Source organism: Veillonella sp. (assembly GCF_015058545.1).
Lineage (GTDB): Bacteria > Bacillota > Negativicutes > Veillonellales > Veillonellaceae > Veillonella_A.
This window is the reverse complement of the sequence record NZ_SVCB01000126.1, coordinates 1-12,405: the sequence shown is the minus strand read 5'-3', so window position 1 is coordinate 12,405 and position 12,405 is coordinate 1. Positions and strand designations below refer to the sequence as shown.

Sequence of the window (12,405 nt, the reverse complement as noted above, 5' to 3'; positions counted from 1 at the left end):
TTTTGGGATACGGAACTTCCACTACTTCCGAAACCGGATTTTATTCATCAATGCAAGAAAAGGACACGCAACAGTTATGTCGCATGTCCTTCCTCAAAGTGCATAGACTCTTTAGCGCCCCAAAATTTGACAAAGAGCCTATTATATCGTTATACGTTAATCCCTCTTTTTTATTCACTTGATTAATCGGGGCTTATAGGACTGTATCATTCAGCCTGCTGCACAAGCCCTTCAATTTTAATGTACGGGCTGTTATCGGGTCCCTCTTCAATGAGAGCATCCACAGCGAACACTGTTTTTAGAAGCTCCGCTGTCATAACCGCTTTAGGAGTGCCGACAGCTGCCAAATGACCTTCATGAAGTACCGCCACCTGATCCGAATAGCGAGCTGCCTGATTCAATTCATGAAGTACCATGACAACCGTAAGCCCCTGTTCACGATTCAAACGACGCAACAGCTCCATCACTTCAAACTGATGATTAATATCCAAATAGGTCGTCGGTTCATCCAAGAGAAGAATATCCGGCTCCTGAGCCAACGCCATAGCAATCCATACGCGCTGCCGTTCCCCACCGGATAACGAAGACACCGGTTGATTGCGCAAATGCGTCGTTTTTGTTACAGCCATGGCACTCTCAACGGCTTTACGGTCTTCTCCGGCCGTATTACGCCACCAATTTTGATGAGGAAAACGCCCACAATAGATAAGCTCTTCCACCACCATATCACGGGGCACTTCCGGCGACTGCGGCAAAAATGCCATGCGCTGCGCCAACGTACGCGGCGAATAGGACGACGCCTTTTGGCCACTAATATAAATGTCCCCGCCAATGGGTTTTACACTGCCCGTAATACACTTTAAGAGCGTACTTTTACCGCACCCGTTCGGTCCGATAAGCGTCGTAATGGCACCGGTCGGTACATCCCAAGTGATACCTTTTAAAACATCTTTTTGCTCAAAAGAGACCACTATATCCTTCACCGTAATAGCCGGCACCCCTACTGTTGTTGCCGAGGCTTGTACTTGATTACTCATAGTCATCATGCATCCCTCCGCAACAAATATAAGAAGAACGGCGCACCGAAGAAGGCCATAATAATGCCTACCGGCACTTCTACGGGACTAAATAGCACACGCCCCAAAGTATCACTCATAACGAGCACGGCCGCCCCTAAAAAGGCTGAACCGGGCAACAGAAATTTATAATCGGAACCAATCAGCATGCGCGCTACATGCGGAATAACGAGCCCCACAAAGCCGATAAGGCCGGCCACACTAACCGCACTGGCAGCGAGGAACGCGGCCACTGCCGTCATGGTAAAACGGGTCTGTTCCACCGGTAAACCAAGGCCTTTGGCCGTTTCATCACCAAGGCTTAAAATCGTCAAGCGCTGGGAGCCTAAAAAAGCCGTCAACAAGCCGATGAGCGTGTACGGTGCCAAGAGGTATACTTGCGGCCAACTACGCGCCGAAAGGCCCCCTACCATCCAAAGTAAGGCACCTTGCACGCGGTCACCGTAGAATACGAGCAACGCAGAAATACCGGAACCTAAAAAGGCCGCTACCGCCACCCCGGCTAAAATAATACGGGTCGGTCGAATCCCGTTTTTCCAAGCCAAGGCATACACCATGAGAGCCGCCCCTAAAGCGCCAACGAAGGCCACCAAAGGCACTAAATACTCCCAGCTCGGAAAAAGAATGAGGATAATAACACCGGCTAAACCGGCCCCGGACGAAACCCCTACAATCTGGGGGTCCGCCAACGGGTTTTTCATAACCGCCTGTAAAATAGCACCGGCTACGGCCAAATTGGCACCTACCAAGGCGGCCACAATATTACGAGGAAAACGGATATTCCAAATAACCATCTCCTGCGTATCCTTGAGTTCGGAGCTCCACAAAGTATGCCAGATTTTCGCCATCGTAATGTCGGCGGAACCGAATACGAGTGAAATAACCATGGCTGCCAAAGCTAAGGCCAGAAAGAGGAGTACCAAAAAACTTCGTTTCACATTTCGATGCCGTTCATTCGGTAAAACTTGGCCTACTTCGGCCCCATTTTTTGTATCTTTACTCTGATTAGTCATTTTTCTTCGACTCGTTGTCTTGGACAAACAACATGCCGTCACGTTTTACGCCGGTATAAAGAAGCGCGTTTACCACGGAAGCGGCAATCGGACTGCCACCTTTATTGCCTTTCACCGTAATGTACGGTACCGGGGATACTTCCATTAAATAATCTTTCGATTCCGCAGCGCCTACGAAACCTACCGGAATGCCGATGATAAGCGCCGGTTTAACCCCTTCTTCCAAAGCGAGACGCAACACTTCGTAAAGAGCGGTCGGAGCGTTACCGATGGCCACGATTTGACCGTCCAATTGTTTACCGAACGTACGCATAGCGGCGATAGAACGAGTTACGCCCAATTCTTTCGCCAATTCAGCAACTTTTTCATCTTTAATGAGGCAATGCACTTCACTGCCGCGAAGGGCCAACGCCGGTTTATTGATGCCGGTACGCACCATTTCTACGTCGCAGTACACGTGAGCACCGTTCTGCAACGCTTCAATGCCTTTTTTAACCGCATCAGGACTGGTACGAACGAGCTTGGCATATTCTACGTCACCGGATGCATGAATAGTACGGGAATATACACGCACTTCATCATCGGTGAGGTTTAAATCTTTAACATAGGGATAAATAATTTCCATACTTTTATCTTCAATGGCTTTAGGGTTTTTAATGTAATCCACTTGTTTTGTCCTCCCATAAATCACAGAACTCCTGAGCCGTGGAAATGGTCATAGCCCCTTTGGCAGGCTCCGGACGATCAATAACAATGATATGTAAACCTAAATCAATAGCAGCTTGTAACTTCGTATCGGAACCACCTACGAGGCCGGAGTTTTTCATGACCACCACGTCCGCCTTCGTATCGGCAAACATAACCTTGTTCATATCATAACTGAACGGTCCCTGCATGGCAATAATTCGTTTTGGCGACACGCCGAGGTCTTCCATGATTCCCAGCACTTCCGCGGTCGGTAAGACGCGTGTCCATACGTCAATATCTTGAAGGGCCGCCGCTTTGGCAAAAATCCCCATAGTTTTACTGCCCGTCGTCAGATACACACGCTTATTGAGTTCACCGGCAAGCTTACCGGCCAAGGCCGCCGCTTCCGCTTCATTGCTCACATGATGAAGTTTATCATAATCCGGCAACGGCACTTCCTTGCGTTCAAAACGAAGGAACGGTATATTCATCTCTGCCGCCGCATCCCGCGCCGTAGCGGTAACTACGGCTGCGTACGGATGACTGGCATCGATTAAAAGACGAATCTTTTTATCGGCAATAATCTCTTTCATCGCCTCTTTGTCGAGGCGTCCCGTATGCACTTCAATACCTTCATGAGCGGCCAGTTGCGCCCCATATTGGCTGACCACCGATACGAATACGGGTTCTTTGGTAGTTTCACGAACGGTAACCGCCAAATTGCGACCATCTAATGTGCCCGCAATGACCCAAATCATAATTTGTAGCCTCGAGGCGTAATCATGCGGCCGTTTTCAACATAGGTCTGGCTGTTGCCGATAATAACCAACGTCTGCATATCGATTTCTTCTTTCGTGAAGTTTTCCAAATCGGAAATCACCATGTGCTGACCCGGACGACCGGCTTTTTGAACAATGCCGACAGGAGTCTTAGGAGCACGATGTTTAAGCACCAATTCACGCACTTCGTCCAAATGAGTTACACGTTTTTTGCTGCGTGGGTTGTAAAGGGCAATAACCATATCCCCTTCAGCGCTCAAATCGGCACGTTTTTTAATTAAATCCCAAGGCGTCATAAGATCGCTCAAGGAAATAACGGCAAAGTCGTGCATAAGTGGTGCGCCCAATACGGCAGCCGCTACATTAACAGCGCTGAGGCCCGGCACAATATCCACTTGCGGACGCTGTTCAGCCGGTACTTTGTTGGCCAGTTCCATAACGAGGCCGGCCATACCATAGATGCCGGAGTCACCGCTGGAAATAACCACTACTTCATGGCCTTCAATGGCTAAATCCACCGCCTGCTGACAACGGTCAACTTCCTGCATCATAGCAGTGCCCACTTTTTCTTTGTCCGCAATTAAATCGGCAATGAGGTCGAGATATGTCAAATAACCTACCACGCGGTCAGCCGCCAAAATCGCTTCACGAGCTTGCGGTGTCATGAATTCTTCGTTGCCCGGTCCGATGCCGATTACTTTGATTGTACCTGGGCGATGGCTACCGTTGTTCGTGGATACACCGTTTTCTTTTGTAGTAATGTTTGGCTCTTGGCCTGTAATAGTGCTGTTGTTTCGCATACGTTGCCTACTCCTATCGTTTCTTTAACAAAATTAGATTCTTCAATATGACTTGCTTCTATGAAAGGCGCCATTTCTTCTTGGGTAAAAAAGTGAATGGGCCATTGTAACTCGCTTGCTGCTGCCAATAATCCCACTTCATCGGCTTTTACAATCACCGATGCGGCAGATGCCACACTCTTGGGTGAACGATTCACATTGGCCAATGAATCGTTAACGGCATGTAAAATTAATTCCTTCGGCGTATCACGGCGACAGCCGATACCCACCGTCATTGTCGACGGTCTAAGTACCAAAGTACGTGGTCCAAAGGGCAATAATAAATCGGTAATGACTACGCGCGCTGCATTTTCACCGCCCGTTTCGCAAGTAGCCTTGCCCGTTACGGTATGCGGATTAAAACGAATGAGCTCAATCCCCTGCGCTTTGGCTACCGCTTCATACTCATGTAAAAAGAACAAGGTATCGTCAATATAATACGGTACCCTTTCACCTGCTACGAGAGCCGAATTGACTTCTCGCAACGTGCTGAAATCTTCTACCTTAAAGCCTAGTTTGCGGGCCAGTACATCAGGGGCCGGAATACCATTCACGTCCGTAGCCGTCGTGATAACCGGCGTGGCGCCCACAAACTGAGCAATATCCGCCGTCCACTCATTGGCGCCACCCAAATGACCGGACAATAAACTGATGGCAAAATGTCCCTGCTCATCCATGACCACCACCGCCGGATCTTCCGACTTGTGTTTGATGTACGGTGCAATCATGCGCACCACAATGCCCGTAGCCATGATAAAAAGCAGTTTATCATAGGATTTAAACCATGTTTCCATATGCGGTTTCATAGAGCTGAAAAATTCGGCAGTATCACCACTGGCACGCCCTTCTTTTTCAAAACAGTGAACCTCATAATTCGAATCTGCTTCGAAATGATGCCGTAACTTCTGCCCCAATCCGGCGCCATGAGCCGTAACGGAAATAATCGCTATCGATTCCATAAGCCTAATTAGTCCTTCGCACTGCGGTACATGTGACTGAAGCCCTTGTCATATAATTTAGACAATTCATAGTCACTGTCAAGCACTTTGCTGACCACGATCATGGCCTGGCGCAATACACCTTCCTGACTTACAATATCCGCAATCGTTTCCAACGTGCCGCGAATAATGCGTTGATCCGGCCAGGATGCTTTCACCACAATCGCCACCGGTGTCTTCGGGCTATAGCCGCCTTTAATGAGTTCTTCCACCACTTTATTCATCATCTGCACGCTGAGGAAAATACACATGGTTGCTTCATGAGCAGCGAGCATGGCCAACTTTTCCTTCGGCGGCATCGGCGTACGGCCTTCCATACGGGTAATAATTACCGTTTGAGACACATTCGGCAACGTATATTCCTGCTTCAAAGCAGCTGCCGTTGCGAGGAAGGAGCTGACACCGGGTACTACCGCATAAGTGATGCCCAATTCTTGCAAACGATCCATCTGTTCCTGAATGGCGCCGTAAATAGCAGGGTCGCCAGTGTGTAATCGAACGATAGCTTTACCTTCAGCGGCACCGCGTTTAATAACCTCGATGACTTCATCCAGATTCATAGTCGCGCTGTTATGAATTTCACAATCTTTTTTACAAGCTTTTAAAATCTCCGGATTTACCAAAGAGCCGGCATAAATCACGATATCCGCTTCACTAACTAAACGATAGCCTTTGCGCGTAATGAGCTCGGGATCCCCGGGACCTGCGCCTACAATATGAACTACCGGTACTTCTTGATTCGCCGTCATAACATTCTCGCCTGACATTGTTTTATCTTCACTCATGTTCCGGTTTACCTCCTCGGCCTGCTGGCCAACTTAATTGTAATATGTAATATAAGCCTTAGCTTAAATCCCACATCTATATAACTTTTGGCTTAGCTCAAAGTCTTTATAGTTTTCGCTCGATAATTCGAATCTTAAGCGTCAGCCTGTTTAATGGCCGTTACGATAAAAATAGGACTTAAGGGGTTTAGTAAATGATACGGTCCCGCTTTGCGGAAGCGATTAATCTGCATCTGATACCCTTCATAGGTGAAAGGACGACCTTTTAAGGCTTTTAAAATGGTATAGCCTGTTTCCATCGTTACCGCCGTTACTACAAGGCGTCCGCCCGGTTTTAACAAGCGCTCCGATGCATCGAGAATGGCGTCCATACCACCGGCGCTGCCACCGATGATGATGGCATCAAGAGCCGGTAAATCGTCCATACCTTCCGGCGCTTTCGCTTCAATAACGGTTAAATTATTGACGCCGAATTTTTCCGCATTTGCTTTAATGAGCTCAATGCCTTTTTCAAAACGTTCAATCGCATATACATGGCCTTTAGGTGCCCCCAAAGCAGCTTCAATGGAAATTGAGCCCGTACCGGCGCCTACGTCAAGCACGTAGCTGTCCTCTTGTACGCGCGCTTCATTCAGTACGGCCATTCGAATTTCACGTTTTGTCATAGGCACATCACCGCGAATAAACTCTTCGTCTTCAATGCCGAAAAAATGTCGCATGAATACCTCCTTAGTTTTTAATGTAACACTTACGATGTTCATGCTGTGAGCTAACTATCGCGGTTAACCTAAAATAATAAACACGGAATGTTCAAATCCCGGTAATTTGGCAATTTCTGCCAACGTGCCCGGTTGAATCCGTTCATCTTCATAACTGAGACGTTCTAAGGCGACCGACTTTGTTTCAGCCGGCCACCCGTGGTCCATCAAAATTTGAGCAATCGCTGCGGGATTGTGTTCTTTATCTGTCAAAAAGCCCAGCTTACGGCCTGGTTCATAGCGAAGAGCCTCTTCTTTCGGCACGCGGCCGTGAAAACTGAGTAAATCCGCATCCTGCCACACTTCACCGATGCGGGCAAAAGCAAATGTCATGGAGCTTATCCCCGGCACCACATCAATGGGCGCATGGGGAAACTTCTTCTTCAAATACGGCAACAAGCTGTAATAGCCCGTGTCACCACTCACCATAACGACTACATCATGGCTCTTGAGCTGTTCCTCAATCCAAAGAGCCAACTCCGTAAGCTTACCCGTAATCGAATGGGTGACCTGCCCTTCATGGGCAAAATCCAATAAAGAGCGCTCGCTGCCTACGAGCACCTTAGCGTCCGCAATCAGCTTGAGGCCCCGCGGTACTACATAATCCGGATTCCCCGGCCCGATGCCTACGACATAGAGGGTATTTGCCAATGCTCTTCACCTCCGATACGTTTCGCCGTTTCATCAACCGCCAAAATCTGGCCATCCAACGTGGCAATGATAATGCCCACTTCCGCTTCATTCGCAATGTAGCGTTCCGAGCGCATAGACGCTCTATCCGCCACGCGCTGATACACACTTTCCAAGTGTTCGCGTGCCAAAATCGGCATGGCCGCTTCCGTGGTACGACATTCCATAATTTCGTTGGCCACCGCCGTAGTCGCGCCATCTAACGCCGCATAGGCCACCAGCGTTTCCATACGGCCGTCGCTCATGCGATTATGGGTATGAAAACTGCCCGACGCGAGTTTTATAATCTTACCGATATGACCGATAATAACAATCTTTTTAAAACCGGCTTTTACACATTGTTCCAGCATAAAGCCGATAAAGTTAGACGTTTCCGCCATCTGATTAATAGCGATACCGAGCACATTCTTGGCCAATTCCTGACCTATGCGCCCCGGCACCAACACCGCCGTTTCATAGCCGGCCGCCTTCATAACCGTGAGCTGCGGCACCAAGGAATTTTTAAAACCTTCTTCACTCATGGGTTTCACAATACCGGTGGTGCCGATAATGGAAATACCACCTTCGATGCCTAGCGTACTGTTCAGCGTTTTTTTCGCTAAATTTTCACCATCCGGCACCGAAACGGTGACAATCACGCCCTGACCGGCCGTGCAAAACTCTTTAAACACGGTAGTCATCATGGTACGCGGTCCCGGATTAATAGCCGGTTCCCCCGGTGGCATCGCCAGGCCCGGTTTAGTCACGGTTCCTACGCCAAAACCGGCGCGAAACTGAAGCTCGCCGTCAGTCGTCAGTTGCACCGTCGTCACCACATCGGTGCCGTGCGTTACATCCGGATCGTCGCCGCCGTCTTTAACAACCGTGGCCCGAGCTTCCGTATCAGATATGACCTCTACCGACTTAATGGGCACATCAATCGGCGTATCCTGCGGATTAATCACCGTCACACGGGTAGGATACTCTTCCGATAGCAATGCCATCAAGGCCGCTTTCATGCCTGCCGTCGCACAGGAGCCGGTCGTATAGCCGCCACGCATAGCCTCTATATCCATTTATACCTCCTTTAGTGAAAGAATCTTTCACAACTTGATATCATGGTAAAGAGCAGCGGTATTGGCGCTGCTCTTGTGGGCTCTACTTAGGAGCGGAAATTTACAAATTGCAATTCTACCGGTAAATCCTGCTGTTTCAACATTTGAATAACTTCCTGCAAGGAATCTTTATCTTTGCCCGTAACGCGCACCTGATCTTCCATGATCTGGGCCGTTACTTTAAGCTTCATGTTTTTAATTAACTTCACCACATCCTTGGCGGTTTCCTTGGAAATACCTTTTTTGATAGTAATCACCTGACGAACGGTGGCGCCCGATGCAGGTTCTACTTTACCGTAGTCAAGATTCTTGAGCGCTACATTACGCTTAACCATCTTGCCTTTAATAACGTCGATTACGGCGTTTAATTTATATTCATCATCGGAAATCACCTTGATAGTTTCCCCTTCAAGACTGATTTCGGATTTGCTGCCGCGAAAATCATAACGAGTACCAATTTCTTTTTTTGCTTGGTTAACCGCGTTATCAACTTCTTGCATATTTACTTCTGACACTACGTCAAACGAACAATCTTTGGCCATGTATATGCCTCCTTTGCTTTTTAAATAGTACTATTATTATATCATATAGGCCCCGTTCCTCACATAGAAAGGTTTAGAAAATTGAACTTTGTATGAAATTTTTTTATACCTGACAAAACAAATAGACTAAAATAGGTTACAATATACATATAAACAAGTATTTTTAAATAAAAATTCAAGCCTTTTTGAAATAAAAAGACAATTCTTTTGTAATATACTCGTCAAGAAAGCAATACTATTATGCCAGACACTACAGCTCCAACTACTACAGCTCCTACCGAAAAAAAGAATAGCGCTCCCGGTGAGCCCCTATTGACCTTAGTCGTACCGGATACAACGCCCGCTCCGGCAAATACGCCCCAGTCGACCTCCGTTACTTCTGCAAAGGCCAAGCAACCGACGACTGGTACTGCAACAAAAACAAGACGGCTCTCCATTAATCACTTAGTGCGCGGAGCAGGTGTATCGCAGGCTATGCGGCGTCGCCTGCGCACAGACGGCATTGTCTATGTGAATCAGAAAGCCGCCTCATGGCACAGCCTCGTTGTACCGGGCGATAAGGTAACTATTTACTTACCAAAAGAAGAACCGTCCTTTACCCCTTGGGTGTATGACATCCCCATCGTTTACGAAGACGAACATCTTCTTATCATCAACAAACCGACGGGGCTCCTCATGCACCCCACCTCAACCGAGCGGTTTCACACCGTCGCGAATGTGCTGATTTATTATTTTGAAAAAACAGGCCAAACGCAAGCCTCCTTTCATCCTGTGCATCGCCTCGACAAAGACACATCGGGTCTGGTCATTATTGCCAAAAATGCACTGGTGCAACACAGTTTTACCAAAACGCACACGCCCATTCGCAAAATCTATGAAGCCTTATGTGACGGCTTCTTTCCAAGTCACTACGCCACCATCCACTGGCCCATTGCCCGCAAAGAAGGGAGCATCATCGAGCGCTGTGTAAGTCCCGACGGCAAACCGGCCCATACGGATATTACCTGCTTGGCGCGCCATAAACGAATCTCCCTCGTTCGCTTCGTCCTTCACACCGGTCGCACCCATCAAATCCGCGTCCACATGTCTCACTTAGGTTTCCCCCTGGTAGGCGACGATCTTTACGGCGGCTCCCTCGATTTACTCGAAAAGCAAGCTCTCCATGCCATTGGGCTACAATTTGTCCACCCTATGACGCATACGGTCATGAACGTGACGGCCCCTCGTCCAACAGCCTGGCAACCCTTGATTTCACGCTATTTGATCCATAACACGATTTCTTTTTGACAAAAATTTAATCGTCCCCCATAGCTAGACAGTCATAGAGCCCTTCTATTATGCATAAATAGCAGTAGCCCTTTTAATGTCTTCTTGCTATACTTAACTTGATGTATGACATTCCTTATCTGTTATCAGTATTCCATTACAAGGAGGAAATACTATGCCATTAGTTTCAACAACAGACATGTTTAAAAAAGCCTATGAAGGCGGTTATGCTATTGGTGCTTTCAATGTTAACAACATGGAAATTGTACAAGGTATCGTTGATGCGGCTAAAGAAGAACAATCTCCGTTGATTCTTCAAGTATCCGCCGGTGCCCGCAAATATGCAAAACACATTTATCTTGTGAAATTGGTTGAAGCCGCCCTTGAAGACACAGGCTTACCAATCGCATTACATCTTGACCACGGTGATGATTTTGAAATCTGTAAATCCTGTATTGACGGCGGTTTCACCTCCGTTATGATCGACGGCTCCAAACACGATTTCGAAACTAACGTGGCCTTGACTAAAAAGGTTGTTGAATATGCTCACGCACACGGCGTAGTAGTAGAAGGTGAATTAGGCCGTTTAGCCGGCGTTGAAGATGACGTAAACGTAAGTGAAAAAGACGCCCTCTTTACCAATCCGGATCAGGCTGCGGAATTCGTAGAACGTACCGGCGTTGACTCCTTAGCTATCGCTATCGGTACCAGCCACGGCGCTTACAAATTCAAAGGCGAACCGTACCTCGACTTCGAACGTTTGGAAAAAGTCGGCAAATTGTTACCGGGCTTCCCTATCGTTTTACACGGTGCGTCCACCGTACTTCCTGAATTTGTTGAAAAATGTAACAAATTCGGCGGCAGCATTCCGGGCGCGCAAGGCGTTCCTGAAGAAATGCTTCGCAAAGCAGCGTCCATGTCCGTATGTAAAATCAACATCGACACCGACCTTCGCCTAGCTATGACCGCCTCCATTCGCGAATTCTTCGTGGAAAATCCATCCGAATTCGACCCTCGTAAATACTTGGGCCCTGCTCGCGATGCTATTAAAGGCATGGTACAGCACAAAATTAAAGATGTATTGGGTTCTTCCGGCAAATTATAATCGTAACTCTCAGGCAACAGTTATTTAAAATCCACTGCACATTAACTACCGAGCAGCCTGAAAATTAATCGATAATAAGAAAGCTATATGACGCTATATCACTGATTTTCTTGTGATTTTTTAGCATAATATGCATAACTAAAAAGGGGCAGTTTATCTAATTTTTCAGATTGACTGCTCCCTTTTTTATTGTTATAATGACCTCACAATAAAGAACAACATACAATGCTGACGGATTAGTGGAATTAACCACGTGTATTGTATGCGAAGAAACGCCGACCGTCTGGGCAGAAGATTGCTCAGGCGGTCTTTTGCATATTTTGAAAGCCTTTAACGGACTTTCAATCATCAAAAGACTACTATGTAAGCCTAATTTTTAAAAGTATAATAACTCTTTTAAAAAAGACTTTGAGCAGCTTCTTTCATTACAGAAAGGATGATTATATGCGAAATCGTTGGTTAATTGCCTTGGCGGCTATCGGAATTCACATTTCTATCGGCAGTGTCTATGCTTGGAGCGTGTTGACACGACCTATCATGGCGGCCATGGGCTGGTCCCTTAAAGAAACAACTTGGACTTTTTCTTTAGCTATTTTATTCCTCGGTCTTTCCGCCGGTTTATTAGGCAGTTTTGCTGAAAAAATCGGTCCGAAAAAGAGTGGCTTGTTAAGTACCCTCTTCTTTGGTATCGGCATGTTAGGTACGGCTTACGCCTTAGAGCAAAGTAGCTTAACCTTGCTTTATATCTTCTACGGTGTCATCGGCGGTGTGGG

Annotated in this window: 13 protein-coding genes, 1 pseudogene and 1 riboswitch; of the genes and pseudogenes, 3 read left to right on the top strand and 11 right to left on the bottom strand. The window is 47.3% G+C overall.

Features of this window, described 5'->3' with window-relative positions; all coding sequences use genetic code 11:
* Positions 1–206 precede the first annotated feature (206 nt).
* The 11 genes from E7204_RS08115 to E7204_RS08065 form a co-directional block, all read right to left on the bottom strand.
* On the bottom strand, positions 207–1,043 hold the full coding sequence (locus tag E7204_RS08115; protein ID WP_295183408.1) for an ABC transporter ATP-binding protein: 837 nt from the start codon (positions 1,041–1,043) through the stop codon (positions 207–209).
* Entirely contained in the window at positions 1,043–2,089 is a 1,047-nt protein-coding gene (locus tag E7204_RS08110) for an iron ABC transporter permease (protein WP_295183405.1), read from the bottom strand. The genes E7204_RS08115 and E7204_RS08110 overlap by 1 nt, the downstream gene beginning before the upstream one ends.
* A complete protein-coding gene (locus E7204_RS08105; protein ID WP_295183403.1) occupies positions 2,082–2,756 on the bottom strand; it encodes a precorrin-8X methylmutase in 675 nt (224 codons plus the stop codon). Before E7204_RS08105 ends, E7204_RS08110 begins: the two co-directional genes overlap by 8 nt.
* Positions 2,743–3,534 carry a precorrin-6A reductase gene (gene cobK, locus E7204_RS08100; protein WP_295183401.1) on the bottom strand — a complete coding sequence of 264 codons (792 nt, stop codon included), beginning with the start codon at positions 3,532–3,534 and terminating at the stop codon, positions 2,743–2,745. Before cobK ends, E7204_RS08105 begins: the two co-directional genes overlap by 14 nt.
* Positions 3,531–4,220 carry a precorrin-3B C(17)-methyltransferase gene (gene cobJ, locus E7204_RS08095; protein WP_366483663.1) on the bottom strand — a complete coding sequence of 230 codons (690 nt, stop codon included), beginning with the start codon at positions 4,218–4,220 and terminating at the stop codon, positions 3,531–3,533. Before cobJ ends, cobK begins: the two co-directional genes overlap by 4 nt.
* A 29-nt stretch (positions 4,221–4,249) precedes the next feature.
* Positions 4,250–5,353, bottom strand: coding sequence for a cobalt-precorrin 5A hydrolase (locus E7204_RS08090; RefSeq protein WP_295183397.1), 1,104 nt, complete (start codon positions 5,351–5,353; stop codon positions 4,250–4,252).
* A gap of 8 nt (positions 5,354–5,361) precedes the next feature.
* Positions 5,362–6,177: a precorrin-4 C(11)-methyltransferase gene (gene cobM, locus E7204_RS08085; RefSeq protein ID WP_295183395.1), complete on the bottom strand. Its 816-nt coding sequence runs from the start codon at positions 6,175–6,177 to the stop codon at positions 5,362–5,364.
* 134 nt (positions 6,178–6,311) lie between these two features.
* Positions 6,312–6,896 carry a precorrin-6Y C5,15-methyltransferase (decarboxylating) subunit CbiT gene (cbiT, locus tag E7204_RS08080; protein ID WP_295183393.1) on the bottom strand — a complete coding sequence of 195 codons (585 nt, stop codon included), beginning with the start codon at positions 6,894–6,896 and terminating at the stop codon, positions 6,312–6,314.
* Between the two features lie 63 nt (positions 6,897–6,959).
* Entirely contained in the window at positions 6,960–7,586 is a 627-nt protein-coding gene (cbiE, locus tag E7204_RS08075; RefSeq protein WP_295183391.1) for a precorrin-6y C5,15-methyltransferase (decarboxylating) subunit CbiE, read from the bottom strand.
* A complete protein-coding gene (cbiD, locus tag E7204_RS08070) occupies positions 7,562–8,680 on the bottom strand; it encodes a cobalt-precorrin-5B (C(1))-methyltransferase CbiD (protein ID WP_295183389.1) in 1,119 nt (372 codons plus the stop codon). Before cbiD ends, cbiE begins: the two co-directional genes overlap by 25 nt.
* An 86-nt stretch (positions 8,681–8,766) precedes the next feature.
* A complete protein-coding gene (locus tag E7204_RS08065; RefSeq protein WP_006555026.1) occupies positions 8,767–9,261 on the bottom strand; it encodes a YajQ family cyclic di-GMP-binding protein in 495 nt (164 codons plus the stop codon).
* A 435-nt stretch (positions 9,262–9,696) separates the two neighbouring features.
* Here E7204_RS08065 and E7204_RS08060 point away from each other — a divergent pair, with 435 nt between their 5' ends.
* The 3 genes and pseudogenes from E7204_RS08060 to E7204_RS08050 all read left to right on the top strand — a co-directional run.
* The gene (locus E7204_RS08060; RefSeq protein WP_295183406.1) at positions 9,697–10,548 is read left to right on the top strand and encodes an RluA family pseudouridine synthase; all 852 of its coding nucleotides are present in this window, start codon (positions 9,697–9,699) and stop codon (positions 10,546–10,548) included.
* 154 nt (positions 10,549–10,702) lie between these two features.
* On the top strand, positions 10,703–11,632 hold the full coding sequence (gene fba, locus E7204_RS08055; RefSeq protein ID WP_295183388.1) for a class II fructose-1,6-bisphosphate aldolase: 930 nt from the start codon (positions 10,703–10,705) through the stop codon (positions 11,630–11,632).
* Positions 11,633–11,846: 214 nt separating this feature from the next.
* Positions 11,847–11,928, top strand: a riboswitch (ZMP/ZTP riboswitch).
* Between the two features lie 148 nt (positions 11,929–12,076).
* Positions 12,077–12,405 (top strand): annotated as a pseudogene (locus E7204_RS08050) (MFS transporter); the annotation flags it as partial.

Bases quoted from the DNA above. Each gene is read 5' to 3' on its own strand.
- E7204_RS08115 (WP_295183408.1), bottom strand. From the start codon at position 1,043: ATGACTATGAGTAATCAAGTACAAGCCTCGGCAACAACAGTAGGGGTG.
- E7204_RS08110 (WP_295183405.1), bottom strand. From the start codon at position 2,089: ATGACTAATCAGAGTAAAGATACAAAAAATGGGGCCGAAGTAGGCCAA.
- cobK (WP_295183401.1), bottom strand. From the start codon at position 3,534: ATGATTTGGGTCATTGCGGGCACATTAGATGGTCGCAATTTGGCGGTT.
- cobJ (WP_366483663.1), bottom strand. From the start codon at position 4,220: ATGACACCGCAAGCTCGTGAAGCGATTTTGGCGGCTGACCGCGTGGTA.
- E7204_RS08090 (WP_295183397.1), bottom strand. From the start codon at position 5,353: ATGGAATCGATAGCGATTATTTCCGTTACGGCTCATGGCGCCGGATTG.
- cobM (WP_295183395.1), bottom strand. From the start codon at position 6,177: ATGAGTGAAGATAAAACAATGTCAGGCGAGAATGTTATGACGGCGAAT.
- cbiT (WP_295183393.1), bottom strand. From the start codon at position 6,896: ATGCGACATTTTTTCGGCATTGAAGACGAAGAGTTTATTCGCGGTGAT.
- cbiD (WP_295183389.1), bottom strand. From the start codon at position 8,680: ATGGATATAGAGGCTATGCGTGGCGGCTATACGACCGGCTCCTGTGCG.
- E7204_RS08065 (WP_006555026.1), bottom strand. From the start codon at position 9,261: ATGGCCAAAGATTGTTCGTTTGACGTAGTGTCAGAAGTAAATATGCAA.
- fba (WP_295183388.1), top strand. From the start codon at position 10,703: ATGCCATTAGTTTCAACAACAGACATGTTTAAAAAAGCCTATGAAGGC.